The following is a 25,900-nucleotide window of genomic DNA, read 5'->3' on the forward strand; positions in this document are numbered from 1 at the left end:
TTTTATTATGCATTGTGCTTATTGCTGATACACTTCATTGATCTGTTGAGTGCTCGTTGTGCTTTTACTGGTTTTGAGTACCGCTTCATCATCGTCAGTCATCAAGCGAGTTTCTTTACATAATTTTACATATTCTTTATGGGTAATCAGTGCATAAAAAAGAGCTGATACCAATAGAATGTAATAAACATTTTGATAAAAATAAATTAACCACAAATATGTCAAAAATGGTGTCGACAATACTAATAATGTGCTTACTTTCATTTTCCTTGTAATCTGTATTATTCCGTAAATTACCATCAAAACAGAAATAGACAAATTCATTTTTAGAAAATCAACGGCAGGCAAAGTGCTCATCATTAAACCAAGAATACAAAAAATGACTATCCCAAATATTCTGGTATTGGGTTTTATAGCGCCCATACTAATTGGCGCTGCCATATATCCAATTAAATGATAACCTGTGACAATTACCATTAATGAAGCCCAACTGTCTGAGTTCCAAAGAAATATTGCCGTTAAGGTAAAATTGATCAGCAGCGAACGACGGCATAGATTATATCGTGGATGCAATTTAGTAATCGTTCTTTTTGGCATTTGTCCCTCTTTAGCCATAGCATAGAACATTCGAGAAGCGCCACCTAAGTAAGAATATCCTGTACCTGATGGACTCACGATGCTATCTGCAATCAGGATCATTGCTAAAAAGTTCACTCCTAATAACATTGCTAAATTAATCAAAGGCGAATGAAAATTAAGGCTGCTCCAACCACTAGCCAACATGTCGTGAGGTACAGCACCCATAAAAGATAATTGCAATAGCATATAAACAAACATCACAATAACAATTGAAAGCACAATTGACAAAGGGATATTCCGTTTGGGATTTTCTATTTCACTCGCAAAAGCCACCGCTAATTGAAAACCATTATAAGAATAAATTAATCCTGCTGAAATGATCGCGGTAATCGCAGAACCTATCCCATATTGGGAGCTTGTATCCAAGCTAAAATTGCTCGTATCAAAACGCATAATCAGAAAAATAACAATAGTAAAAATAGGACTAAGAATTTTAATTACAGTGACCGTATTATTTATTCTCGCGAGCAATTTAATACCAAAGTAATTAATCAATAGATAAATTACTAAGATACTCAATGCAAATAATTTACCATAAAGAGTCAACGAATGTTCCGTCATCAAAAGATCACTTTTGATTGCGGCAGCTAAGTATTGTGTTGTTGCTTGAGCCTCGGTACCAATAGTCACCATCAACCCAAACCAATTGGCAAAGGCAAAAGGCATGCCAAAAATGTTATTATGAGATAACGCACTAGAGCGAGCTGTTGCTCCACGAACTGGATAAATAGATGCAACTTGTGCAAGGCATAACCCAACCGCCATAACTAATAATGCTGCCAGAATCCATGCAACAAAGGAATAATTTCCTGCAATTTTAGCGTTTAATTGGGCGCTAAAAAGCCACCCTGATCCAACCATAGCAGTAGCAGAAAGTGCTGTTGCACTAAACAATGAAATTTTGGCATGTTGACCCATAACAAACGACCCTTGAAAATACTTATTTTTAATAATTGAAGATTAAATACCTATATTGCATATTATTATAACATCGTCAATAGATATGATTCACACTGATCTAAAAAAATATATTGTTGGTGATGTGATTCAGAAAATCGTAACCCTACTTTTTTATGAGCCAATAATCAAATAATTTATTGTTTTTATTGTGTTTTATATAAAAGTGCTAATTCGATGCTATAGTATTGCTGGGATTATTCACCTGAATAAAGTCAATAATTGAAAAACTCCAAAATAATTAATTTTAGCTTATGGTGCAAAACAACCATAGGACTCCTAAAGAAATGTTCCTGCTACTCATTTTATCTTTTATTTCATTGAAAATTAGATTCCTTGAGAAAATCAGCAAAAATATAAATATGCTACAATTAAAATGAAAATTCGTTGTCAATAATTGACTCTATTTTTGCTTTAAATACGAAATGGGTCTTTTTTCCAGAATCCTGGTCGAATCTTCTGTTAACATTTCATTTCTGTGAATGATGTTATTTTGAAGCAGAAAAACTAAATGGTTAACAGACCTTAATGAATGAAAGGATTAAATCATGTTAGCACGACTCGTTATCTTTACTCTAAGCTTCATTTCTTCCTGCCCATTATGGGCTTTTACTTGCTACTACACCTTAGTCAAGGACAATTGTTGGACCAAATATAATGTGAGTGTAGAAGTAATAGATGCAGCAACAGAAAAAGTTTTAATAACGCCCACAGTACCCGCGGGAAAATCTTGGGTACGAGAAACTTTTACCTGCTCGGCAGCCCAAAGTTTAATGTTTCGTGCACAATTTTCTCCCGTTTTTTGGGAAAGTGATAAAGGTAAAACCTATAGTTCTAAACGTTTTTGGCCTATGCCAGGCTCCATCAATCCTGGTGATTCCGCTTGGAATGTCTCAGTATGCTTTCCTTCTGATTTTGGCCAAGTACCACTTCCTCCAGAAGCAACAAGTAATTGTAAATGTGATTTTGACAGTATTCCTGTGATTCCGCCGAAACAAATTGAATAGTAGCGACCCATCAATTTTGATTCATACGCAAAGTTGTCAAAACGACGACCTTTCTTTTCTAGACATATTAAGAATTTCAAACTAAGCTTATTAAAGTGTCACTCGCTCTAAAGCCACTGTTTGAAATACATTGGGATCCTAAGACGTAGGCTCCCAGCGTTTGTGTTGATTAACTTACCACTAACCTATTAAGAATCTCAATGCAGAGCATATATGAAAACTTAATTCATGCGTTAGCACCTTACTCACAATTAATTTTTATTATCATAGTAGCCTTATTTGTTATAATTGTTAGCCAATTATTTTTAGCTAAATATGTTACACAATCCATATATTATTGGAGAAACATTCCTTACCTGTCACTCTGGGTCTATACAATGGCTCATAGTCGCCTCATAAAATATCCTTTAAGTTTAGCGATTGTATTGTCTGTAATGCGTTTATATCCTAGGGATTATTGGTTAATTGTTCGCAAATCTGTGCACTTTTATCGTTTAAAAAAACTTTTCAGTAAATTAGATGATATTATTGATACTGCCTCCCCTGACAGCATCATCGCCCTAGGGGATGCATCTTTAGGCATTCGTTTAAATTCCTTTTTAAAAAAACTATTAGATCAGGATGATTTATTAGTACTGAATCAATTTATCGATCAAAAATTAATTACAAAAAAAGAATTACATGCATTCTGCAATTTATTTGCCAATAAATTAGCATTACAAGCTCGATTAACAGTACTGTACAATTCCAAGAAAAATATGAGGCTAAGAGAAAAAATTGCAGCCGTTAACATTGAGATATCCGGAGCTTACCTAGCTTTGTTAGTACATTTTATAAAAAAGGATCCCAGAATTCTTGATTTTATTGAACAAAATGGAGGATTAACTTATTCGGCACTCAAACCCATATATCCTAAGGCTACTCAGGGTGGTGAGCTTATTCAGATTGCTCATGACATCATCGATTTTCGATATGATTTAATTCAACAACCCAAAATTGGCAAAATTTGCGCCAATGTATTTTTAGCAAAACTCGCTCAAAATTACGAATCTGAGACGCTATTCCCCTTAATTCTTAGCTTACCAGCTAGACCCGTTAATATTTATGAATTATCAGATACCATCCGGTTCCAATTATCTCTTATGGAACGGGACTTCAAGATAAGGTCGTTTAAAATTAATATTATTTTTGGCCTACTTTATACGGTGTTCTGGGAGTACATTAAAAGAGCAGGATTTACTGGTGATAAGCTAAAATATCAAAAAACAAGCTATAATGTGGGCAAGTCAATCACTAATCATCCAGTAATCTAGTTCTCTAAATAGGAGTTTTTCAAAATCTTAGCTCTCCTGATAAGACTGATTCCGATCAAAACATCGAATTTACCCAACGATAGCGTTCTTTCCTTTTCAGGGAAATAACGTTAAGCCGTCTTGCAGTTTTAAAGCGCATTTAGTCTATTTTATACAGAACAATATATAAACCTCGAATTACAAAATCATAGCTTTGAAATGAGTTTATTAGTATTAGAATAATCGTCGATAAACATTGCTCTGTGGTTACTAATCGGAGATTTTATGGGTGTAGTAGTATACCCTATTATCTTAGATTTAGCGGTATAATGAGTCACGCGCTCTAACAGCTTTAGGGCTAAATTCTGTATATTACCTTCATAAATTCCTTTATTCGGATCAAATAACTCAAATACACCATGACCCGTTTTTTTAATTCCAAGCATATGAGTGGGATATGATGATTGTGGCGTAGGAGCCGCAACCTTTTCAGCCCCTATTTTTAATACAACACCCTGATTAAGCTCGAGCATCTTCAGTAACGTTATTAAATTGTTCCTATCAACGGAGCAATAAAATTGTCTTGGCTCTATACCTGGTAATTCATAGGTATTGTACTCTGGGCTCTCAGATCCGTACTCACGATACGCTTCGCCATTGAGTTGAAAACTAAGTCGACGAACAATCGGTAAAACCACCTTTAAATTATTTTCCTTAAGCGCTGATCGAGTATTATCGTCTCTTAAAAATGCCAAAACAAGTGCGTGACATTCACCAGCGTCATCAAGCCCTCTATTGCCTTGTTGTTTGGCAAACTCCAATAGATCATACTGGCGAAAGGGATAAATAGTTAACGGGTGAGCAAATAAAGCTTGTGATTGATTTTTGATAGAGAACATGGCGTCAATTTATTTTCAAATTGAATTATTATAATGCATTGAGAATCATTAGCACAATTAAAAACAGGGACGCATGGTTTAAAATTATTTTTTACTGAATATTTAATTGCTGTTTACAACGTCTCATGAACAGTGGTGCAACCGTGTCTTGAGGGAAAATAGCAACACAGCGCAGAAAATGGGACAGGGCATCTTGCCATTGATTGTTTGTATAAGCTGCAAATCCTTGAGCAAATTCGACTTGATATGCTTTTAAATCAAATGGAATAAGCGTTAAATCATCTCCCAATAATTCATAAATAGAAATAGCACCAGTTCGTCCTTTTACCACCACACGATCTATCATTCGCAAAACAAATCTGTCTTTGATTTCTTCATAAACAATGTGACTTACAATAATATGGGTTTGATACACTTTGTTGATGCCCTCAAGACGGCTACTAATATTTATTGTATCTCCCACTGCAGTATAGTTTAACCGTTCTAAAGAACCTAAATTTCCTACAATAGCCTCACCCTTATGAATGCCAATGCGAGTAACAAATTTAGGCTTACCTTGTTGCCCCCATTTAGCATTCAATTCTGCAATTTTTGCTTGGCATTGTAGGGCCGCTTGAGCAGCATGCTCACAAGGTGCTTCCTCAGGAAAAGGAGCCCCCCAGAATGCCATAATTGAGTCACCAATATATTTATCAATCGTACCTTTTTGCGAAAGAATCACTTGAGTTAATACTTCAAAATATTCACATACTTGTTCCATCAATTCTGTTGGATCCATTTTTTCCGCAATGGAAGTAAAGTTTTCTATATCTGAAAACAATACGACTAATTGTTTCCTAACTCCACCTATACGAATATCTTCACCCGATTCAATTAATTGCCGTACTAATAATTTCGGTACATAGCGCTGAAATTGTCGTAGTCCGCGCTTCATAGAGATGATAGCATTACGCAGAACAACGACTTCTTTCATGCGTGAAGGTAAGTCAATAGAACCCTCTAGTTCAAATCGACGAATTTTTTCTGTTTCACTCACCAGATAGTTAATCGGTTTAACAACTCGTGTACTTAAACCCGACACAATGACAATACTTAACAGTAACGCGATGATGCTAATTAATAAAGTTACAAAATTAATGTGTTGCAAAAAACCTACAAAATCGCTCTTAGGTGCAATGATACCAATAATCCAACCTTGTTCCGCAAACCTAAAAATGGGTTCGTAATTAATGAGATACGTATCGTTTTTGTAGATTAAATTAAATTGTTTCAGGTGCGTCTTATTATAAAAACTCAGGGATTTATCAATTAATGGTCGAGAAACAACTGGCGAAGACTGTTTAACAAGTGACTGCATCGGGTAAGCGATAAAATGCCCTGTCTTTGTAATGATGAATGCATAGCCATGCGTACTTACTTTTTGATGGGTAATAAACTGTGTTAGATATGCTAGACTCATATCCAAACCAAATACACCTATTAATTTTCCATCTTTATTATAGGCTGGTGTCGCAACTGAAATACCCTTCTCATGAGCATAATAATACTTCTTATCAGGATAATAAGTATAAATATCAGTCCATATCGATTCGCGCCACTGTTTCGCTTTCAAATACCAAGGTCTTGTACGTGGATCATAGGAGGTAGGCGCTAAAGTTTCTTGTTTCACAATATGACCTTGTATATCCCGATATATTATTGTATGTAACATTGGTTGATGATCTCGAAGAACAAGTTCAGTGCTAATAGTTCCATCAGGATGTCGTTGCGAATAAATAAAATCACCCTGTTCATTCCCCCAATAAGCACTTGGTACTAACTTAGTTATGCTAACAATATAATAAATATAAGGAACAAGTTGTTTGATATCATTTTTTAACACACCACCTTCAATAAGCTTCGCAGAAAATCGTCCTGCATGCTCTACAGGTCTGACTTCTACATCTACTTCACGGGACACAACTTTTGCAATCTTCTGCATCAAGGAAAAAGAGGTATAAGTCAACTCATCTGAAAATGCAATGGAACGCACTACTGCAATGACAATAGTGGTTGTGACAAATAACACGATGAAAATAAAAAGAATACTAAATCGAAGGCTAAAAAGGATGTGCTTATTTTTTTTAAGAAAAAATTTAATCATACCATTCCTTTGTGCGTTCATGTATAACTATAGAACAACGCTGTTTATTGAACAAGTTAGGGGCTTAGGAGTAAAATCGCCAGTTTGGGAAAAAAGCGCCAGGTGATATGTTTAGAAGATTGGCCAATCCTGAAATCACTGCTATTTTATCTGATAAACTACAAAACTATAATCAAAAAAAGAACTGATGAAAAAACTGGATACTTATCAAAACCTTTGCACTGAAGTGTACGACTTAAGTAAACCCAATGCACCTCAAGATGAATATGAATTCTACCGCAGTTATGTTATTGACGCTCAAGGGCCAATTTTAGAGCCCATGTGTGGTACGGGTCGCTTTTTATTACCTTTAATTGAGGAAGGCTTTGATGTGCATGGATTTGATGCAAGTCAATCTATGTTACAAAGATTGTATGCTAAAGCACACTCTAAAAATCTTAACCCCAGCGTTAGATATGATTTTATTGAAAACTTCAATCAATCCCATAGATATAAATTAATTTTTATACCTAGCGGCTCATTTGGTCTCGTTACAGAAAAAGAAAGTATCTACCAAACATTGAAAACCATTTATGAGCATTTAGAAGATAAGGGGCTTTTTGTATTTGAAGCAGAAACACTTCATGCAGTTCCTAAAGAATTAGGGATTTGGAGAGGATCAAGATGGGAAAAAGAAGATGGTACACTGCTATTATTGAGCCAATTAGCAATCCTTGATAAAGAAGTCTGTTACTCAATAGGTAAGTACGAACTCATTGAGAACAACCGTATTATTCAAACAGAGATTGAGGAGTACAAAATTCGCATTTATCAAGATCCTTCCTTCCTGCTTCATTTGCTTGCTGATATTGGTTTTAGGAATATTCGTTTGGTTAAAGCATTTAACCGACAGGCGTTGCCTGATGAAACTGATGCCAGTATCGTTTTTGAATGCAAAAAATAATTAAAAAATTTAGCACCTGCTAACATTTGGTTTTTCTTGCCAAACCCTAAATGAACACACAAAAATCATTCAAAGTTCATCAGCTGACTTTGAAAATCAATCCAAAGTCGTTGACTGTTGTATCCAAATTTTTAATTTGGAACTAAATCGTCCTTGCCTGCAAAGAGATTGCGCGGCTGAAGATGTGATACTTTTAATTAAACGATATTCTCCCAGCACTGCATGTATCGTCCAGCATTGATTAATCATGTCGATAATATTAAATACATGAACTGAAGATTCTACGGAAAGCCAATTTTTGAAACAAGCCTTTTGTAACTGTTTGTATTTCGCAGTGGGAAGTTTTAAATGCTCTGTAGCGCGATGTAAGCAGTTCACGAATGAGAAAAAAGGATGAGTAATAACAACTTCTCCTAAGTCAATTAGGGTTGTTTGATGTGTGCCTGGATTAACTAATATATTTTTATCATGAAAATCTGCATGACCAAACGTATCAGGAATTTTGAAGCAGGCTAATTGTTCACAAAGAAATTGTAATTTTCCATCTAAATTTTTTAATTGTTTTAGTTCCTGATAAGTTAATCCATCGCCAATCAATAATTCTTCTTCTGTCATTAATTGGTGATAGAGTTTTGGCAATTTCTCCAAGCGCCAATCAGGGACACCTAAATTAAGAAAAAGATGTATTCTATCTGCTGAATTTAATTGAAGCAGTGTATAATCGTGCATGGCATCAATTAAAAGATTTGGCCTAAATTTCGGTTTAAAAACATCATGCAAAGGAATGCCTGCATCTCGCATTAAAAAACAATTAAGATCCTGATTATGAGCCAAGATATGCGGGACAGGGGCATTAAATTGTTCCCTGAGTAACTGTATCACATGCACTTCTAATGACAATGCAGCCGGAACCTTTTTCAAATAAACCATCCCCAACTTCGTTTGAAAAAGAGACACCTGTGACCAAGCTGTATCAATAATTATTTCAGTTTTTAGGGGTTCAGGAGCATATCCTAATTCGTTTAAGATATTGATAGCCCATTCTGTATGAGCGCTTTTCATGTCAAATGCCTGTATGATCCGCTACCACTGCATTAATAGTTCGTAAGGCCCTTTTTGCCTCAAAATTCATATCGGTTTGTTTGTTAACAAGATACATCAACGCTTTCCATAAAGCCCACGCGCGCCCTCGTGCCTGTGTATTTAGATCAAGCTCTAGTGTGTCTAAAAAAATACGTCGACTTTGCCCTTCAAACAAGGTCCAGGCAATAGCAAGGTCGCAGGCAGGATCACCAATTGCGAGTTGACCAAAATCGATAACGGCATTTAATTTTCCTTCAGAGAGTAACAAATTACCGACACTCACGTCCCCATGCACCCATATAGGTAGATTTTTCCAGGGTGTGGCTAAAGCGTTTTCCCAAACCTCCGTTGCCACAAGAGCATTCATGTTGCCCTTCAATATTTCAATAGCCTTTCGTGTTTCTGCATCATAAATTGCTAAATCACCGCCACGATAAAAACTGTGGGGACCCGCAATAGGTCCACCAGTGGCGTCAATGCTTTGCAGTGCCTTAAGAAATAAAGCTAGATGTTGTGCAAATTGACATAAATCTTTAATTGGAGTACGGAGAGCCGTTTCTCCTGGAAGCCAACGATTAATGGACCATTTCCAGGGATATATTCTATCTGGTTCTCCTATCGCAATTGGAGCGGGAATGGGAATGGGAAGTTGTGGGGCAAGTTTTGGCAGCCAAATTTGTTCCTTTTCAATTTGCCCAGCATATTCAGCACTGCTTGGCATACGAATTAGCATTTCCGTACCTAAGTGAAAAGTTCTATTGTCCCAACCGCCATTTTTTACCGCCGATATAGGTAAATTGCTCCACTCTGGGAACTGTTGTGCGATTAAGACTTGTACTAAAGATTCAGTAATATTTATTTTATTCAATCTTCAATTCCTTGGCACATAAAACAGTTATTTTACTGTAATAAACCAGATAGACCGTGGTTCTAATAAAAAACTTCTTCCGAACTCACCCTAAACTATGTGAGTTCATTGCAATAAGCCAGCCCATTTTATTCATAGTCATTTTTTTGAAAAAAAACGAATTCGATGACCATCTGGGTCGCAGGTTACAAAAGTGTAACCAAAATCCATATGGGTTGGTGGTTGTATTATCATAAAATCCTTATTTTGATAGTGCCCAAAAAGTTTATCAACAGTAGGCTCGGAATCGACCAAAAAAGCAAGCTCGCTTCCCCCTCCCAGCAGCGTAGGTTGTGGTTCAGCAATAGTTTTAGACCACAAACCGAGTCGTAATCCAGATTTTAATAAAAACATAACATAATCAGATTCAGTATGTATAGGATTTGTATTGAGTAATTCCGAATAAAAGCTCGTACTGCCCTCTATATTGCGCACATAAAATAGAACTAAATTTGGATCAGGTAACATGATTTCTCCTGGTTATTATTATGTTAAGCTGTTGGAGAATATAAAGCAGATCCGTGTCAGTTTTTGTCAGTATCATTCAATAAGATTGGGGAATATTATGAATAGTACGCCATTTTTTTAAAAGGGATTGCCTGCGCTCTGGATATTTTTGGTCTGTAATAGACAAACAAAGTATTCTATCTGCTCTGAAATGGCGGAAATCCTGTCTTAACTCACACCAAGCGACCATAAGGCGTACTTCATCAAAAAAGCCTATTGCGATGGGCCACAGTATTCGTGTCGAATGATTATTTTGTAAATCTTGATATCTTAATTCTATTTTTCGTTCCAACCGAATTGCTTTGCGAATAAGAATGAGATCCATGTCCTTACCTTCAGCGTGTTTTCCTGGAGGGACTAAAAGTCCTGAAGTTTCCAGTTGGTGTTTTAATTCATCAGGAAGAATGGCAGAAATTTTCGCAAGTACATTTTGAGCAGCAAGTTGAAGTTGCGTATCCGCACGTTGGGCAACCCAACGTGCTCCTAATACCATCGCCTCAATTTCATCATCTGCAAACATCAAGGGAGGTAGCACAAAACCTGACTTAAGCACATAACCAATACCAGGCTCTCCTTCAATAGGTGCACCAAGGCATTGCAAAGTACCAATATCTCTGTAAAGAGTACGCAGGCTAACACCTAATTCTTCCGCAAGATTCTTGCCACTCACAGGCAATCGATGACGTCGTAATATTTGAATTAAATCGAATAGGCGTTCCGTTCGTGACATGATTGGCTACATACTAGTGCTAAATTTTGGCAGTAGTATAACAGAAAAACTTATTTTAATTTTTTGGTAAACCATAAAATAAGATCATCATCTAATGGATAAACCGCTCCTGGAGCAGTTGGTTTATAACCATAAGTAACGCCTAAACCATCGGGATAATAACCGCGTTTTACATAAAGCCGCTGTGCTTGCCCGTATCCTCCATCAAAACCAGCATATAAACCAACTCCAAGACCTACAACATCATGATGAATAGCCGCCTTTTCTTCAGCTGCTTTGAGTAAAGTACTGCCTATTCCTTGTTTCCTAAAAGAAGGCAATACATTTAAATCCATAATTTCAGGAATTTTTGACGAACAAACGGCTCATATTGAGACTTCCATTTTAAAGTCACGTACCCCGCAATTTGATCTTCAAAATAAGCTAACCATATCACGCGCTCAAACTGCTGCTGTTCTTGATAATAAGTTTCAAACAGTGAAGCCGTTTTTTGCCAGTTTGCTTTTTGAAATGCATCAACAAGAAGAGGAATATCGATTAACTCCAATGACTTAATGATAATTTCATGCTGAGTCATAATCGTTTTCCCACAGCAATATCTCGAGCATCACCTTCGTAACCATCAGGATCATCAAATGGCATATCGATATAACCATTATTTCTATAAAATTTAAGTGCATTGGGCGAGGACTCTACATGTAAACTTTGATAACCTTGATTTTTAATCCATTTTTCGCATAAAGTTAAAAATTGGGTGCCGTATGAATGGTTTCTTTTTTCTTCATCAATAACAATAATGCGCAAAGCAGCTCGTTCTTTTGACCATAATTGTAAATGCGCATAACCTATGATTTCACCCCCCTGATATAAAACAAAATGAACATGGGCCTCATGCGCAAAAGTCCAAGTATAAGGATCAGAAAGCCCTGCTTTGTCAAAAAAATAAAATTGTCTTAGATGGCGTGCCGCATTCCATTCACGTGTCGTTAACGCCTTAACCATTCTCAATCCATTAAAACCTGCTTTTTTATCTATTGTTGTAATAAAATCCTCTTTCCCCAAACAATAAGCGTTAATGTCGTTAGGATATTGGCGTGCCAAGTCTTTTTTCAGGCAGGCGTAAGCATCCCTATCCTTTGGATGCTTTCTCATCCAATCCCTAAATTTTAAATGACGTTCAATTTCAGGATTGCAAAGCTCAAAAACATGCGCGTGATGTGTTCTTTGATTACCTCCTTTTTGGAAATAGCGGCGAAAAGGAATGCCGTACTCTCCTTTTGCTTCATAACCAAGCATTGCCATAGCAGCATTGGCACTATCCACTTTATTAATATCCAAAACAACAGGAATCATATCAATGACGGGTTTTGCAGCTAAACCAACAACGGATGTTGAACCTATATGATTAATTTCAATACAATTATCACCCAAAGCCCTTTTCACCTTCTCTGCTTCTTGTAAAAACTGCACAGGCCAATTGGCATCATAAGAACTCACTTTAATGAGCCGTTGCTCTTGTTTGTTTGACATGACTTATTCTCTCTTTTGAATAGGCTAGACGAAATAGGAGATCAATCAAAATATATAATTTATTTTGTATAAACCACCACGTTTTAGGTACGTGTAACCCAGATTAAACCCAGTCGTGATCCGAAAACTTTGTGCCTCATTCCCCGGATTACGGCTTTGCCTAATCCGGGCTACAGCAGAATAGGATCAGTGTTCCTTAAACTGTCGCTCATCGTCCTCTTTATCCGGCAAAAAACCACCTACCTGGGCATCCCATAAGGTTTTGTATAAACCTCCAAGCTTTAGTAGCTCCGTATGTGTACCGTCTTCCACAATATGCCCCTTATCGAATACTAAAATGCGATCCATGTGAAGAAGAGTTGATAAACGATGAGCAATAACCAAAGTTGTTTTTCCCTGCATCAACTCCCAAAGACTCTCTTGAATGTGAGATTCCGTGATAGAGTCCAGCTGCGAAGTAGCTTCATCTAACATTAAAATGGGAGCATTTTTTAATAGTGCACGGGCAATTGCAATGCGTTGGCGCTGACCTCCTGAAAGCTTAATTCCGCGCTCACCGACCAAAGTATCATAACCTTCAGGCAAAAGACTTATGAATTCATGAGCATGTGCTTTTTGGGAGGCAGTCATCACTTCCTTATCAGAAGCATCCAGCCTTCCATAGCGTAGGTTATCCATTAAACTTCGATGAAAAAGCGTTGGGTCTTGTGGAATCATTGCAATGCTTCGTCTTAAACTTTCTTGAGTCACTGCGGATATATCTTGACCATCAATCAGAATTTCACCGCCCACAACATCATAAAGTCGTAAAATCAAATTCACAAACGTTGATTTACCACTTCCTGAATACCCTACCAAACCAACCTTTTGACCTGCAGCAATCGTCACGGACTTATTTTGAAAAAGAGAATAACCTCCGTGGTAATGAAATTTAACTTTAGAAAACTCAATTTTTCCTTGCGCCACTACTAATTGGGAAGCCTCATTCTTATCTTTTATCTCATGGGGTATCACTAATGCCTTTAAACTTTGTCTTGCCTTACCCAATGCTTGGTTAAACTGATCTACCTGATACATGGTGTACCACATCATATGACCTAGCTCCATAGATAACCCAAGAATCAAAGTGAAATCACCGATACTCACAAGACCTTTGCCATATAAATGAATTAATGCAAAAGAAGCAAGACCCATCATTACCGCAATCATTCCACCTTGTGCACAGCATAACAAAACAATAAAGAACTCCTTTTTTTGAAATGCCTGTTGCACTAAATGAAAGAAGCGATCCATCCGCGCTACTTCATATTTTTTTTGTGAAAAAATACGTACATTGGACTGGTTAGCTAAACTATCTACCAATTGTCCAGATAACTGGGATTCAGAACTTGCATGGTCATCAGACAATTGAACTAACCGTGCTGACATCCAAATACTAAACGAGGCAAAAGCAATGAACCAAAATAATAAAATATAAAAGAACAATACATTCACAGAATAAGCCGTAATAAATGACACTAATAACAGTGAAGCACCACGAAGAAAATCCACTGATATTCGATGTAAAATAATCTCGAGATTCTCAGCAAGTGTTGTAATTTGATCTGCGATCCGTCCTGATAAATTATCTTGGAAAAATTGCGTACTTCCTCCCAAAACATACTCAAAAGTTTGACTAATAATTTGATTTTTAATACGTGCTTCGTATTTATAATTCAAAAATCCAAGTGTTCGCCAGGTCACGTTGTCAAAAACAATAAAGTTTAATACCAATAATCCTGCAATCCAATATAAAGAGGACATGTCGGTGTTTGTTTTTACTGCCAGAGTATTGATGAACGATTTAATTAATAAGCTATTGAATGGCCCCCAAAATCCAGCAAATAAGGCAACTAACATAAATAAAATAACTACAACCTTGTACGGTTTTAAAAAATGCCAAATAAAATGGCCCAAATGATTCGGCAAACAATTAGTGTTCATATTTTATTACCTCTATCTGCATCATTAAAACGTAGTATTTTCCCTTGATAAATCAGATACTTAGTTTGTATGTGAATAGATTCTAAAAAATCATGATCGTGAGATATAACGAGCATTGCCCCTGGAAAATCATGTAATACCTCAATAATATGGGTGCGTGTTTCCAAATCTACATTGTTCGTTATCTCGTCTAGTATAAGTAATTTAGGAGAGTTTGCGGCGATTAATGCCAAGGAAAGCCTTGCCTTTTCACCTCCTGAAAGATTTTTAACTTTTATTCCTACTTCTTCATTTTTACGAAATAAAAAATCATTTAAATGGGCACGAATTTCAGGATGAGAAGCATGCGGCATTTGACATCGCATTAAATCTAATACGGTTTCTTCGAAGTTCAAATGCTGATAATGTTGATCCAGGTACCCTAGCGATGAGCAATCCGGCACAATCCATTCACCCGCTCTCTTAATTTGAGGATCCCCCAATACCGCTTTAACAAAAGTTGACTTACCTGATGCATTATCTCCATACAATGCAACCCGCTCACAGCCGGTCAGATGAAAGTTAATATCATCCAAAATCAAGTTCCCATACCTATAGCCAATAGAAGCCTCTTGGATTTTTATCAAGGACTTATGATGCCCAAAACCGTTTAGTTTAAATTTGGGCTTAATCACCTCAGGTTGATAGAGAGAGGAACGCTCTTCGAGCAATTGTTCTTTTTTATAGTGAATATGACTTAGCCTTTTATCTCCCGTTGTAATAGCCTTAGCTAATTTAGTATGAGAGCGAATTGTTGGCCATTTACGTTGGGCTATTTTCTTCTCTCCTTGAATGCGCGAACGCTTAGTGCGCTCTTGTTCTTTCATTAGGGCAAGATGAGCTTCTTTCTTTTGTCGCGCAAGTTTCACTAACTCCTGATCAATGGATGCTTTTCGCTCAGCAAGCAAGCCCTGATAATCTGAATAACTCCCTTTAAAAACAGTGATTTTTCCAACATCAATATGCCATATGGTACTTGTAACCGTATTGATTAATTCCATATCATGAGAAGCAATAATGAGTGTTCCAGGATAATGTTCCAGCATGCGCAATAATGAACGACGATTACGATGATCCAAATGATTTGTAGGCTCATCTAACAAAAGTACATTAGCATGCTCGGATAAAATTTTTGTTACTAACTGATTTAGTTTTTGACCACCACTTAGGGTTGGAAAACTTTCAATCACTTGCGGTATATAGCCGAAATGAACATCAGGAGGAACCTGGATGTCGCCCTGAGAGGGCAAATAAAGACCGCAAAGCATCTTTAATAATGTTGATTTACCTGATCCATTACGACCAATTAATGTAATGTGCTCACCAAAATGGATTTCATTACTAAAGGCTTCAAAACATGTTTTGTTTGGATAGATAAGACTTATGTCTTTAAGTTGAATTGGTTTATGGTGCATGATTTACTCTTAAGCATGTCTTTCAGGACAATAAAAAAACAGAAAGTCAAAAATGACTTAGTTCACTTTGCCCTACAGATGGGCGCTCTTAAGATGTAATTTCCATGACGTTTAAACCTACCTTTTGATGGGTAAAAAAACACGATTATTATTTTAAGTTAAACCAATGAAAATTGTCAATGTTATAATCCTAAATTATTTACCTCGGCTGCTTTTTAACATAACAAAACGTTAACGACAAAAGTCATTTGTTATTGATGCGATAAAATTTGCACATCACTCCATGACCTAAATCAACTTTATAATAAGTCATATTACATTTTTCCATAACGCGTTGAGAGGCTTTATGTTCTATTGGTGCAAATGCAATAATATACTTTGAATCAATGTGATGCTTGCTCCAGTCAAGTAAGGCGCCCAATGCCTCAGAAGCATATCCCTTTCCCCAAAATTTACGCGCAAGCAAATATCCTACTTCTATTTCTCCCGTTTCCAATGGACCAAAACCGCATCTTCCCATAAACTCATGGGTGAGTTTATTCCAAATAACAAAACATGGAAGTCCATGATTTCTGTAAAAAGCCATAAACTCTTGGATTCTTCGTTTCGTTTGTTCTCGAGTTTGAACACCATCAGGGAAAAATTTTCTTACCTCCTCATCCATATTAAGCTCAGCAAGATGATCAAGATCCGTTTCATTCATTAAGCGTAAAATCATTCTTGGTGTTTCAAGTTGAAGAGGTATCTGCTCGTAATAACGATTAATGAACAACTCTTTGAATCCAATTCTTTGATAGATGCTTAATCCTGTCATCGAAGCTTCTAAAAAGCACTTGGTTATATGGTGTTTTTTAGCAAAGTCTATCGCAGCATGAATCAACTGTGTTGCATAACCTTTCTTTTGATAAACCGGCGTCGTAGCCAGATCATCAATGCGTGCATAATGACCATATAGAGATAAAGAAAGAGAGCACACGGGCTCATTTTCTATAAAACCTGAAAAATGATATAATTTTGCCCCAGTTGCAGAGGCAACCTCATGTTTTCTTCTATAAGCACCGGTTATCTCAATTGTCGATTCAAAACCATAAAGAAGCGGAAGGCTCCAAGCACTTAAATCACCAACCATTTCTCTAATCACTAACGAGGATTCAAACTTTGGAAATACCATCGAGTTAATTAACGCCTCCATGGCAACCCCTTTTTCAGCATATGTAAAATGCAGTGATTGCAAAGACTTTTCCAGTTCCGGCTGATACAGATATTCTGGAAGGATTAATGACCACAATAATTGTTTTGAGGTATAAAAAGAATGACACTGAAATAAAGTATTTAAAAACTGTTCGTCAATTTTCTTCACAATTACAGGATTCAAATGTGAGGTAGGCACCCCCGTAGCGAACGCAATCATGTGACCATAATCAGCCTGAGCATCACTGATTAAGGAAAAAAAATGATGCTCGGCCTGATGAAACTCATGAAACATAAACATCGTCACTTTGCTTGGAAATAATTATAATAAAATCGATTATATACTCTCTTAATCAAATTAATAGGATCGGTTGATCCTCATATTTTTGTTTTCGTCGATAAATCCTACTCCCTCCAGTCACCCTATTTTACATTCCAGACTGACATACAACCTCAATGACTCACTATTTAAAAATATAAGATGCGACACGTGCTGTAGGAATATTACTCATGCACTCTTCTCGGATGAGTGCTTTTGCACGATCATTATCAAAAACCTCTTTGAGATCCATAATTTTTCCGGCTGGAATATGTTCACGGTGTAGCCTTTCAAGAAGTTTATCGCTGTGCAACTTCTCTGTTTGTGTCGCAATGAATGAAGCAAGCTGCTCTCGATTTTTTACCCTATTTTGATTGTTGCGAAACGCCTCATTTTCCGGAAGGTCTTCTAATCCTAGAATCATACATAGTTTTTTGAAATGCCGATCAGAACCTATTGCAAAGATTAGATGAGCACCATCTTCAGTACGAAACAATTCACCATATGGAGCGATGTTTGGATGTATTGAACCAATACGTCGTGGTATATGCCCCGCCATTAAATAATTGGATGCTTGATTTACGAGACTACTAATGGCCGCATCATAAAGAGAAACTGTAACCACTTTGCCTTTCCCACTTTTTTCCCGTGCATAGAGTGCAAGGAGAATAGCTTCTTTCAAATGATGGGCCGCAAGCACATCGATTAGAGCAACCGGCATCTTAACTGGACCGCTCTCAGCGGTACCATTCATGGCCATAAAACCACATTCACCTTGAAGTACCAGGTCATAGGCTACGCGATCACTGTCATCGCCGTAACCATTTATTTTCCCAATGATAAGACGAGGGTTAATGCCAAGCAGATGCTCGTCTTTTAGTCGCAGCTTTATTTCATCTCCTTTTTTAAAATTCATAATTAAAATATCGGCATCTAAAATAAGATTAAGAAAACAGAGGTAGTCTTCTTCTTTTGTCAGATCTAAAAATAGGTACTCCTTCCCAAAATTAACACTTGCAAAATAAGCTGAAACTTCAGAATGAGGATCTTCATTCGGGAGCTTCCATGTTCTAGTAATATCTTTATGAATAGGATGTTCGATTTTAACAACATAAGCACCTAACTCGGCAAAAAAAGTAGCTACCGAGGGACCGGCAAGAACTGAACTCAGATCAATGACTTTTAAGCCCTTTAACATAGGTTTAGTTTTCCAAACAAAACATCAATTATATATTACGGTTTTTTATCATGAATTTTATTGAATTTAAAATAGAATAATTAATTTAAATAATTTAATATTATAATTGATATAGCGAAATATATTATTAAAAATTAATCGTTAATTCCGAGGCTCATTGAGAATTCTAAATGTCTCTATCCCTATTTTTAGTGGTACAAATTATATGCATAGTCATTGGTATCGTCTTTCTTTTCATTGCGTTTAATATGCTTCGGCCTAAAGAAAAAGAACAAAAACTCATTCAAGATCAATTTTTATTTTATTTAATTCTGGGACTTTTTTTTATCTTTTTCACTTTTTTACTTGAATATTTTGGATAAAAACCTCACTACCCTTTCAATATTTATTTGATGAGAAATACCTAAGCAACAGGCCTTACTATGAGAACAATAGCGTACCTAAAACATCATTCAGACACTATTACAGAGCTGGCCAAAATTTGGCATGCAGAGCTAGGGCAAATATGGATCCCTGATGTACCTATTTCGCGTGTAGAAGATAATTTACGCAACCATTTAAATACAGAGAAATTACCAATCACCTTCGTTGCTTTTGAAAAACAGAAGCCTGTAGGCATGTGCTCATTAAGAGTCAATGATGGAATTCGTCCTGAATTAACTCCATGGCTCGGTTCTTTAGTGGTTTCAAAAGCATTCCAAAAGCAAGGTATCGCAAAACAGCTTATTGATAAAACCAAAGAGAAAGCACACACTTTAGGTTTTAAAAATCTTTATCTTTTTGCTTTTGATCCAACTATTCCCGACTATTACACGCGTCTTGGTTGGCACAAAATTGGAATGGATAAATTTAAAGATCATTCTGTAACAGTTATGGAAATAATACTGTAACAATTTGCCATGAAACCAACCTCGCAAATCAGGCATGGATTGAAAATCAAAATCTTATTTTCGGTTAACTCCTAAGGTTTAATTAATATTTTTGCATTATAATTATTCAATAAAACCCTTGAGTGAAGATAGAAAATGAAAGATTTCGTCATTGTTGGGGCAGGACCAATAGGCTTATATTGGGCTGCAAGACTTGCACAAATAAAAGAAACTACTGGAATTCCTATCAATATTGTTGTTGTTGATCCCAGGGCCGGAAATTATAAGAGAGAAAGAATTGTCTCCAATGAAGCAATTAAATCAATAAGTTCTCAATTCTCTATTGTTATGCCCTCTGGTAAAGGAATCCCGAGTGAGGCAATGTATATTAGAGACTTTGAAAAAACACTCTACGAATATTGCAAAAGTAAAGGAGTAAAATTTAAAAATGGAACATTTTCTGGCCTAAGTAACAATTTCGTTTCCTACAAAGACAAAGAGGAAAACATTTATAAAGTCAAATGCGATATGATCATTGATTGTTCTGGTTCAAATCGCATGGTTCTCAAAGAGACCAATCGCTTATTAAATAATGAAATATTTCCAATTAAAACTTTGGGTAAAAATCCACATACCAATCATTTTTCTTGCTATATGTCATTAAGCTCGGAAGAAGCAATGAAGCTTCACATTCCTGATAAAATAGATCCCTTGACTCAAGCCAGGCAATTATGTCAATTACGACAGAAATATGGCTGGCCGAATTTTTCATTTCCAGTTGTTGATATACGCTCTGCTGAAAATGAGGAAGGTGGCGTCAATTATTTTATTTATTATGAAGTACCCGATGATTTAAAAGACAAAGAGAAGAGCATACAAATTGATTTTCTTCAAGATTTACTCAAATTAAAGTATGGTTTTGAAGACATTGAGTTTACAATTAACTCTTTTGGGCATTTTCCAGTTTGCCCTAAATATGTCGATAGACCATTTTATCAGAACGAAAACTTACCCACTATTCTACCTGGTGGAGACTGCCAAATTGAGCCCGATTATCGTAAAGGAATTGGAATAGAAAGTGGCATCGAACGTGCCAATTTTTTATTTAATACTGCTTATCTTACCAGCAAAGGACTTGAGTTTTCCTTTGAAAATTACTTCATGCAAGTAGCTCGATATGTAAGTTACCATGGTAATCTCATTGAAAAATTTTATTTACAAAGACAGGAGAACATAAATCTTACGTCACTGGAACAAGCTAAGATAATCCTTTGTTCCGCTGCAGAGACAGCTGAAAAAATGGAGGATATAGTATCTATTGCAAGCGAGTTAAAACTTTTGGGTAATGAACTTTTTAAAAAACCTAATTATGAAAGTGCCTTAGAGTGTTATCTAGCAGCCATTCATTTACACCAGAGAACAGAGACATTGACAATAGACTTTGTCACGTTGCATTCTAATGCCTGCCAAGCCTGTCTCAAATTAAATGAACATGAAAAATGTATTATCTTGGCCAATGAAGGTATTAAAGCGCATACGGAAATGAAAAGCGAAGATAAAGACATTCTTTTCAAATTACTATTTCGCAAAGCATCGGCACTCAATGAAATCATTAAAGGTCTTGATGTCAAAACTGAAAGGAAAAAACTGGATGAATGTTTGGAAAATCTAACGAATACATACGAACTTATGCTGGAAAACTCAAATGAAAATAACACCGCTTTTGTGAAACAAATTCAGTCTAAAATCGAAAATATCACGAAAAAACTTCCTCCTCCAGAAGAAGTAAGTAAAAATTTATATATTTAGGTCAATTAGAGTAAGGGCTGAGAAGCGCTGTCATAACTTAATGAGCTAGCCGCGCCTTAAGTCAATGATGGCTGTTACTCAGCCCAAACGAGTAGAAGTAATAATTCGCTTTCTTATTACGAACTCATGTTTTAAGAATCTAAACTAATTTTCAGCCAAGCTTTTGCCCGCGAACTCACTTTATCATCATTTAAAACAATTTCGTATATAGTATTTTTGCGTGGAGTCTCTTCACCATACATATCTATAAGCATCTCATGCCAAAGCGCTGATAAGGTTGAAGAAGGTTTTTTTCCCACTTGCTCAAGAATTCCATAAATTCGGTCTCTCCAGTAAGCATCCATCGCTTTATCCATCCATGATACAATTTCTGGTGTCAATCCAACCTCATCAAGACCTTTTCCTTCTCCAAACCCTTTTTCGAATTTCTTGGTTCTTAAATGGGCATATTTTGTACCATATACTCCGTTAACCCAATCCATAATCTTTTTTCCTAACTCAATACCCAATGCTGAAGCAGGATCTTGTTCCAGATTCTTTTTTACCGCTTCCACTAGCAGATGCCAATTGTTTTCAAAAGCTTCTTTTTGCTCAAGTGTTGTATTCGCTTTGAGTTCTTTTTCAAATTCTGCATACTGCTTTAACTCATCGGGAGTAAATATTTCCTTAACCCAATTATGCTCCATATGCTCTGTCATTTTATACACCTCTATCAATTGAATCATAGTTTCCCATGGAATGGATTGATTGGCATCAACAGCATCAACAATACTTCTCAAAGTCTTGGCTCCCTCAAGTAAAAAAGCTGCTTTTTGCTCTAGCACTTGAACTTGACTGTTAAAATGTTTGAGTGCGTTACTTTCCTCTTTCAGTAGGGTTTTAATTTGTGATAACTCAAAACCAAAAAACTTCAAGGCAATAATCTGTTGTAATTTCAATAAATCCTTTTCAGAGTAAACACGATACCCATTAGCACGTCGCAACGAAGGCGTCAGTAGACCTATACGATCATAATGATGTAATGTCTGCACTGAAACGCCAGTTAATTTGCTTAAATCCTTCACGAACCATTGAGTCATCGTATTCCCTCCTTAAATCCAAAGTTAAGGTATATAGCAACAATAGGGTCAAGCATTATTTATCAATCTTTATTTAGAACCCAATCCATTACCAATATCGAGTCAGATTCAGTTCACGACATAAAAAGCATAGAAGTGCTTTTTATGTCGAACTCTCGTTAATTATTTTTCCAATTCATTAATGAGATAAAATAATTGAATCAGTGCTTCATTACGGGCTTTTAAGCCTGCAAAGCTCTCTTTGCAGGCTGTGATATGCTTAACAAAGGCCACTTTACGATTATCCTTTTCAATCCATCCCACAAACCACCCCTGTCGTAAACGGAGTTTTTGCTTTTTGTCTTTTTCTAATTGCTCACCCGTTCCCGTTTTTCCATACAGTTTCCAACCGCCCGCTAACTCTTGGATGTACAGAATATCTTTGGTCATCTCAAAAGCTCTTCGACTCACAGGTAATTTTTTAGTGACTATTTTTTGCAAAAATTGCATCTGTTCGGTTGGTGAGATAGCAAGCGAACTTGAAAGCCAAGCATGGGTCAATCCATTATTCTGTCCTTTGTCACCCGAAACATCCTCATTACCATAATGAAAGGCATCAACATATTCCTTAAATCGCTTCATACCTAATTGTTGCGTGAGTACCTGGGAATACCAAACACAAGAATCTCTCATCCATGTGTAGGGATTGTGAGGGTATTTCCATACATTGAGATAAAGTTCATACTCCTTTTTGTAGGGCCATTCAGGATGCAAAGCATCTTTTAATATTCCTGAATCAAAACCCATGAGGCTCAAGGCAATTTTGAAGGTTGATTGCGGTGCATAGCGTTGATCGCAATCATCACCTTCGTGCTTTAATAGCGTTTGATTCTCTCTTGCTAAAAAACAGGATTTTTGAGCCCAAGCACTGGCGCAAAATAATAGTGTCATACCTAGAAGTGCACTTAATTTTTTCATAACAACTCCAGCTTCATTTCAATTGACAGCACTACAGATACAGCAAAGATGCCATACCCATAACGTACTATTTCAGACTATTAATCACGACGTTACGAAAGACAGGCGCCGCCAATTCCCCACCAGAAGTCAATCGCCCACCTTTGCTATTTAAGTATCCTTCCTCTATTACAACTACCATGGCATAACGTGGGGAATCAGCAGGGACATATCCCGCAAACAAAGCAAGATGTTTCGCATTATTTTCGATCACGGTTCCAGTTTTTCCAGCCACAGCAATACCAGGAATCACTGCAAATCTCCCTGTACCATGAACAACAGCATTTTCTAGCATTTGATTGATCGATTTTGTGGTCGTTTCTGAAATCACTGGTGTATCTGTTTTATTAAATGAATATCCATTATTAGCAAGAATGGCATAGGATTTTGTCAACGATTCAATAGTGACGGGGATATTTTCACCAAGTGACGCCATAGCTAATTGTAAGTTATCACTTTGATTTATTTGCCACCAACTGTCAGCATCAAAACCAAATTCAGTGAGTTTTTGACGGATTAGTGGTGCCCCTGCCTCTTGAGAAACTTTGATAAGACAAACATTAATTGATTTCTCAATTGCCTCTGTCAACGAAGCAGAATTCACATTGGGATTATAGTTGGTAAATTTTTTACCTTCTACATAATAAGGTGAGTGACAATCGTAACTCTTTGTTGCAGAACTTACTCCTGCATCAAGAGCTGCGGCTGCAATAAATGGTTTTATAGTCGAGCCGGGTGAGAAAACACGAGATACCCAACTTTTATTTTTACTATTGCTTGATTCAGCAAATGCAATGATAGTGCCAGTCTTAGGATCAGCTATTGCAATAACGCCAGATCTAGCGTTATATCGTTTAACAGCGGCATTAATTTCTTTCATTGCAATTTTTTGCATTTTAGGATCTAAATGAGACGTATCCACTGCCTTTGCCTTAGTGGTCAAAGAGCCTGCTGCTGAATAAGCGACACATATAGGCGCTAAAATAGAAAACCCTGCAAATACTATTCCTCCTAATAGCGATCGAGATGCTTGGGGCGGATAAGACGATAACATTGAAATTCTCCTTATGATAAAAGTACAGTCTTCGTTTTGTTTGCCCAAGGCCATACCCACCGTGCATGCAATTTTTCGGTTAGTTGACAAAGAACATTGAGATACTGTCTGAACTACCTCAAACAGACAGTGGCCATAGTCATATGGTGAAATTTTTGGGCGGCCAACCAATACTTCATCACATGAAAATTCTTGTAATTCGCATAAAACCTTACGCCATCGCGTAACACCTGGATTTACAAAGAAAATTATGGATAAGATCTCAATAAAATATGCCCATAAACAATCTCCATTACGATGATGCTGTCCCTCATGAGCGATCGCAATCTGTACATTTTTAGCAGAAGAAAATAAAGATACTGGCAATACAATATAAGCTTTATTCAATAAAAATACTGAAAAGGGAATATGGCAGTGCTGAGAGACTTTAATAACCAGGTTACCGGATGCTCGATAAGGTATTGCCTCGTATATCATTGATCTTAAATGACATAAACCTAACCACAAGCGATAACCCCGCCCCAAAATAAACAAACAAAATATTATCGAAAAAAGGTGGAGATAATTCATGTTGCTTATTGTAAAAACCGATGCTGGCTCTTGAATACTCTCTGATGACTCTACCTTTAATATAGGTTGCGTCACGTATTCTTGCACCGCATCAAATGATACATAGTTAAATCGCTCCATTTTTTGAGCAGGATTGAGACAATGAACAATTAAAGGAGAAACAATGCAACTTACTAATAAAAAACGCGCCAGCTTAAGTTTAAAGGAGGGTTGATTTAATAACCAACGCGTTCCAATAATCCATGAACTAAACCAGAGTAAGCAATGGATACTTAACAAAATTTCAATGAATAACATTACTGCTCCTCTGATTGTTTTTCGGCAGTAATTAATTGTTTCAGCGCTTCTTTTATGGCGTAAAGATCATTGTCTTGTAACTTCTTGGCCATCAAAAGTCTCTGCACAAGCGCTACTGGCTCACCATCAAAAACATTAGTAACCATATGCTCAATACACCTACTTTCATATTCAGCCTTTGTTACAGTCGGGACAAAAATATGGGCATAAGAGTTTTTTTGGCATTCCAGAAACCCTTTTTGCTCAAGTACTTTTACTACTGTGGCTACAGTGGTATATGCTAAAGGCCTTTCTTTAGATAAATGCGACACAACTTCTTTAATTGTTACCTTATTCAGACTCCAAATAATATTCATTAATTCAAGCTCTACCTCGGTAAGAAGACGATCCTGAGTAAAAGTTTGTGGTCCTTTTTTTGGGGACATTTTTTCTCCAGAAAATAAA

The 25,900-nt window shown here is 36.6% G+C and carries 24 protein-coding genes; 6 read left to right on the plus strand and 18 right to left on the minus strand.

Annotated features, from left to right (window positions below; all coding sequences use genetic code 11):
* Window positions 1-18: 18 nt before the first annotated feature.
* The gene (locus EL220_RS12305; RefSeq protein ID WP_027270270.1) at window positions 19-1,557 is read right to left on the minus strand and encodes an APC family permease; all 1,539 of its coding nucleotides are present in this window, start codon (window positions 1,555-1,557) and stop codon (window positions 19-21) included.
* 587 nt (window positions 1,558-2,144) lie between these two features.
* Here EL220_RS12305 and EL220_RS12310 point away from each other — a divergent pair.
* On the plus strand, window positions 2,145-2,603 hold the full coding sequence (locus tag EL220_RS12310) for a hypothetical protein (protein WP_027270271.1): 459 nt from the start codon (window positions 2,145-2,147) through the stop codon (window positions 2,601-2,603).
* A 377-nt stretch (window positions 2,604-2,980) separates the two neighbouring features.
* On the plus strand, window positions 2,981-3,916 hold the full coding sequence (locus tag EL220_RS12315; RefSeq protein ID WP_232002431.1) for a hypothetical protein: 936 nt from the start codon (window positions 2,981-2,983) through the stop codon (window positions 3,914-3,916).
* 185 nt (window positions 3,917-4,101) lie between these two features.
* Here EL220_RS12315 and EL220_RS12320 read toward each other — a convergent pair whose 3' ends face one another.
* Window positions 4,102-4,794 (minus strand): hypothetical protein, encoded by a 693-nt coding sequence (locus tag EL220_RS12320; RefSeq protein WP_027270273.1) that lies wholly within the window; start codon window positions 4,792-4,794, stop codon window positions 4,102-4,104.
* Window positions 4,795-4,885: 91 nt separating this feature from the next.
* Window positions 4,886-6,937, minus strand: coding sequence for an adenylate/guanylate cyclase domain-containing protein (locus EL220_RS12325; protein ID WP_027270274.1), 2,052 nt, complete (start codon window positions 6,935-6,937; stop codon window positions 4,886-4,888).
* A gap of 187 nt (window positions 6,938-7,124) precedes the next feature.
* Here EL220_RS12325 and EL220_RS12330 point away from each other — a divergent pair, with 187 nt between their 5' ends.
* Complete coding sequence (locus tag EL220_RS12330) at window positions 7,125-7,880, plus strand: methyltransferase domain-containing protein (protein WP_027270275.1); 756 nt, start codon at window positions 7,125-7,127, stop codon at window positions 7,878-7,880.
* Window positions 7,881-7,976: 96 nt separating this feature from the next.
* On the opposite strand, the gene EL220_RS12335 is transcribed toward EL220_RS12330, so the two are convergent.
* The 11 genes from EL220_RS12335 to EL220_RS12380 form a co-directional block, all read right to left on the minus strand.
* Window positions 7,977-8,942 carry an aminoglycoside phosphotransferase family protein gene (locus EL220_RS12335; RefSeq protein ID WP_027270276.1) on the minus strand — a complete coding sequence of 322 codons (966 nt, stop codon included), beginning with the start codon at window positions 8,940-8,942 and terminating at the stop codon, window positions 7,977-7,979.
* Between the two features lies 1 nt (window position 8,943).
* Window positions 8,944-9,831, minus strand: a complete 888-nt coding sequence (locus tag EL220_RS12340; RefSeq protein ID WP_027270277.1) for an aminoglycoside phosphotransferase family protein — start codon at window positions 9,829-9,831, stop codon at window positions 8,944-8,946.
* A 138-nt stretch (window positions 9,832-9,969) separates the two neighbouring features.
* Window positions 9,970-10,338, minus strand: coding sequence for a VOC family protein (locus tag EL220_RS12345; RefSeq protein ID WP_027270278.1), 369 nt, complete (start codon window positions 10,336-10,338; stop codon window positions 9,970-9,972).
* A 76-nt stretch (window positions 10,339-10,414) separates the two neighbouring features.
* Complete coding sequence (locus tag EL220_RS12350; protein ID WP_027270279.1) at window positions 10,415-11,107, minus strand: helix-turn-helix transcriptional regulator; 693 nt, start codon at window positions 11,105-11,107, stop codon at window positions 10,415-10,417.
* Between the two features lie 50 nt (window positions 11,108-11,157).
* Complete coding sequence (locus tag EL220_RS19130; RefSeq protein ID WP_232002432.1) at window positions 11,158-11,427, minus strand: GNAT family N-acetyltransferase; 270 nt, start codon at window positions 11,425-11,427, stop codon at window positions 11,158-11,160.
* A gap of 5 nt (window positions 11,428-11,432) precedes the next feature.
* Complete coding sequence (locus EL220_RS19135; protein WP_232002433.1) at window positions 11,433-11,684, minus strand: hypothetical protein; 252 nt, start codon at window positions 11,682-11,684, stop codon at window positions 11,433-11,435.
* Window positions 11,681-12,637, minus strand: a complete 957-nt coding sequence (locus EL220_RS12360; protein WP_027270281.1) for a bifunctional GrpB family protein/GNAT family N-acetyltransferase — start codon at window positions 12,635-12,637, stop codon at window positions 11,681-11,683. The genes EL220_RS19135 and EL220_RS12360 overlap by 4 nt, the downstream gene beginning before the upstream one ends.
* A 186-nt stretch (window positions 12,638-12,823) precedes the next feature.
* Entirely contained in the window at window positions 12,824-14,620 is a 1,797-nt protein-coding gene (locus tag EL220_RS12365; protein WP_027270282.1) for an ABC transporter ATP-binding protein, read from the minus strand.
* Complete coding sequence (locus tag EL220_RS12370; RefSeq protein ID WP_027270283.1) at window positions 14,617-16,074, minus strand: ATP-binding cassette domain-containing protein; 1,458 nt, start codon at window positions 16,072-16,074, stop codon at window positions 14,617-14,619. The genes EL220_RS12365 and EL220_RS12370 overlap by 4 nt, the downstream gene beginning before the upstream one ends.
* A 244-nt stretch (window positions 16,075-16,318) precedes the next feature.
* Window positions 16,319-17,560, minus strand: coding sequence for a GNAT family N-acetyltransferase (locus EL220_RS12375; protein WP_232002434.1), 1,242 nt, complete (start codon window positions 17,558-17,560; stop codon window positions 16,319-16,321).
* A 169-nt stretch (window positions 17,561-17,729) separates the two neighbouring features.
* Complete coding sequence (locus EL220_RS12380) at window positions 17,730-18,782, minus strand: CaiB/BaiF CoA transferase family protein (RefSeq protein WP_027270285.1); 1,053 nt, start codon at window positions 18,780-18,782, stop codon at window positions 17,730-17,732.
* 170 nt (window positions 18,783-18,952) lie between these two features.
* Here EL220_RS12380 and EL220_RS12385 point away from each other — a divergent pair, with 170 nt between their 5' ends.
* The 3 genes from EL220_RS12385 (at window position 18,953) to EL220_RS12395 (ending at window position 21,460) form a co-directional block, all read left to right on the plus strand.
* Window positions 18,953-19,144, plus strand: a complete 192-nt coding sequence (locus EL220_RS12385; RefSeq protein ID WP_051544711.1) for a hypothetical protein — start codon at window positions 18,953-18,955, stop codon at window positions 19,142-19,144.
* 60 nt (window positions 19,145-19,204) lie between these two features.
* On the plus strand, window positions 19,205-19,672 hold the full coding sequence (locus tag EL220_RS12390) for a GNAT family N-acetyltransferase (RefSeq protein WP_027270286.1): 468 nt from the start codon (window positions 19,205-19,207) through the stop codon (window positions 19,670-19,672).
* A gap of 135 nt (window positions 19,673-19,807) precedes the next feature.
* Complete coding sequence (locus EL220_RS12395) at window positions 19,808-21,460, plus strand: NAD(P)/FAD-dependent oxidoreductase (RefSeq protein WP_027270287.1); 1,653 nt, start codon at window positions 19,808-19,810, stop codon at window positions 21,458-21,460.
* 131 nt (window positions 21,461-21,591) lie between these two features.
* On the opposite strand, the gene EL220_RS12400 is transcribed toward EL220_RS12395, so the two are convergent.
* From EL220_RS12400 to EL220_RS12415, 4 genes are all read right to left on the minus strand, one after another.
* The gene (locus tag EL220_RS12400) at window positions 21,592-22,539 is read right to left on the minus strand and encodes a MerR family transcriptional regulator (RefSeq protein WP_027270288.1); all 948 of its coding nucleotides are present in this window, start codon (window positions 22,537-22,539) and stop codon (window positions 21,592-21,594) included.
* Window positions 22,540-22,701: 162 nt separating this feature from the next.
* A complete protein-coding gene (gene blaOXA / locus EL220_RS12405; protein ID WP_027270289.1) occupies window positions 22,702-23,496 on the minus strand; it encodes a class D beta-lactamase in 795 nt (264 codons plus the stop codon).
* 67 nt (window positions 23,497-23,563) lie between these two features.
* Window positions 23,564-25,456 (minus strand): M56 family metallopeptidase, encoded by a 1,893-nt coding sequence (locus EL220_RS12410; RefSeq protein WP_027270290.1) that lies wholly within the window; start codon window positions 25,454-25,456, stop codon window positions 23,564-23,566.
* Window positions 25,456-25,881, minus strand: coding sequence for a BlaI/MecI/CopY family transcriptional regulator (locus EL220_RS12415; RefSeq protein ID WP_027270291.1), 426 nt, complete (start codon window positions 25,879-25,881; stop codon window positions 25,456-25,458). The genes EL220_RS12410 and EL220_RS12415 overlap by 1 nt, the downstream gene beginning before the upstream one ends.
* Window positions 25,882-25,900 lie beyond the last annotated feature (19 nt).

The organism is Legionella sainthelensi, assembly GCF_900637685.1.
Taxonomy (GTDB): Bacteria; Pseudomonadota; Gammaproteobacteria; order Legionellales; family Legionellaceae; genus Legionella; species Legionella sainthelensi.

Excerpts from the sequence above, each read along its gene's own strand:
- EL220_RS12350 (WP_027270279.1), bottom strand. The coding sequence starts at position 11,107 with ATGTCACGAACGGAACGCCTATTCGATTTAATTCAAATATTACGACGT.
- EL220_RS19135 (WP_232002433.1), bottom strand. The coding sequence starts at position 11,684 with ATGACTCAGCATGAAATTATCATTAAGTCATTGGAGTTAATCGATATT.
- EL220_RS12385 (WP_051544711.1), top strand. The coding sequence starts at position 18,953 with ATGTCTCTATCCCTATTTTTAGTGGTACAAATTATATGCATAGTCATT.
- EL220_RS12330 (WP_027270275.1), top strand. The coding sequence starts at position 7,125 with ATGAAAAAACTGGATACTTATCAAAACCTTTGCACTGAAGTGTACGAC.
- EL220_RS12310 (WP_027270271.1), top strand. The coding sequence starts at position 2,145 with ATGTTAGCACGACTCGTTATCTTTACTCTAAGCTTCATTTCTTCCTGC.
- EL220_RS12395 (WP_027270287.1), top strand. The coding sequence starts at position 19,808 with ATGAAAGATTTCGTCATTGTTGGGGCAGGACCAATAGGCTTATATTGG.
- EL220_RS12325 (WP_027270274.1), bottom strand. The coding sequence starts at position 6,937 with ATGATTAAATTTTTTCTTAAAAAAAATAAGCACATCCTTTTTAGCCTT.
- EL220_RS12365 (WP_027270282.1), bottom strand. The coding sequence starts at position 14,620 with ATGAACACTAATTGTTTGCCGAATCATTTGGGCCATTTTATTTGGCAT.
- EL220_RS12315 (WP_232002431.1), top strand. The coding sequence starts at position 2,981 with ATGGCTCATAGTCGCCTCATAAAATATCCTTTAAGTTTAGCGATTGTA.
- EL220_RS12335 (WP_027270276.1), bottom strand. The coding sequence starts at position 8,942 with ATGAAAAGCGCTCATACAGAATGGGCTATCAATATCTTAAACGAATTA.
- EL220_RS12345 (WP_027270278.1), bottom strand. The coding sequence starts at position 10,338 with ATGTTACCTGATCCAAATTTAGTTCTATTTTATGTGCGCAATATAGAG.
- EL220_RS12410 (WP_027270290.1), bottom strand. The coding sequence starts at position 25,456 with ATGTTATTCATTGAAATTTTGTTAAGTATCCATTGCTTACTCTGGTTT.
- EL220_RS12370 (WP_027270283.1), bottom strand. The coding sequence starts at position 16,074 with ATGCACCATAAACCAATTCAACTTAAAGACATAAGTCTTATCTATCCA.
- blaOXA (WP_027270289.1), bottom strand. The coding sequence starts at position 23,496 with ATGAAAAAATTAAGTGCACTTCTAGGTATGACACTATTATTTTGCGCC.
- EL220_RS12400 (WP_027270288.1), bottom strand. The coding sequence starts at position 22,539 with ATGACTCAATGGTTCGTGAAGGATTTAAGCAAATTAACTGGCGTTTCA.
- EL220_RS12375 (WP_232002434.1), bottom strand. The coding sequence starts at position 17,560 with ATGTTTCATGAGTTTCATCAGGCCGAGCATCATTTTTTTTCCTTAATC.
- EL220_RS12380 (WP_027270285.1), bottom strand. The coding sequence starts at position 18,782 with ATGTTAAAGGGCTTAAAAGTCATTGATCTGAGTTCAGTTCTTGCCGGT.
- EL220_RS12305 (WP_027270270.1), bottom strand. The coding sequence starts at position 1,557 with ATGGGTCAACATGCCAAAATTTCATTGTTTAGTGCAACAGCACTTTCT.
- EL220_RS12360 (WP_027270281.1), bottom strand. The coding sequence starts at position 12,637 with ATGTCAAACAAACAAGAGCAACGGCTCATTAAAGTGAGTTCTTATGAT.
- EL220_RS12390 (WP_027270286.1), top strand. The coding sequence starts at position 19,205 with ATGAGAACAATAGCGTACCTAAAACATCATTCAGACACTATTACAGAG.
- EL220_RS12415 (WP_027270291.1), bottom strand. The coding sequence starts at position 25,881 with ATGTCCCCAAAAAAAGGACCACAAACTTTTACTCAGGATCGTCTTCTT.
- EL220_RS12320 (WP_027270273.1), bottom strand. The coding sequence starts at position 4,794 with ATGTTCTCTATCAAAAATCAATCACAAGCTTTATTTGCTCACCCGTTA.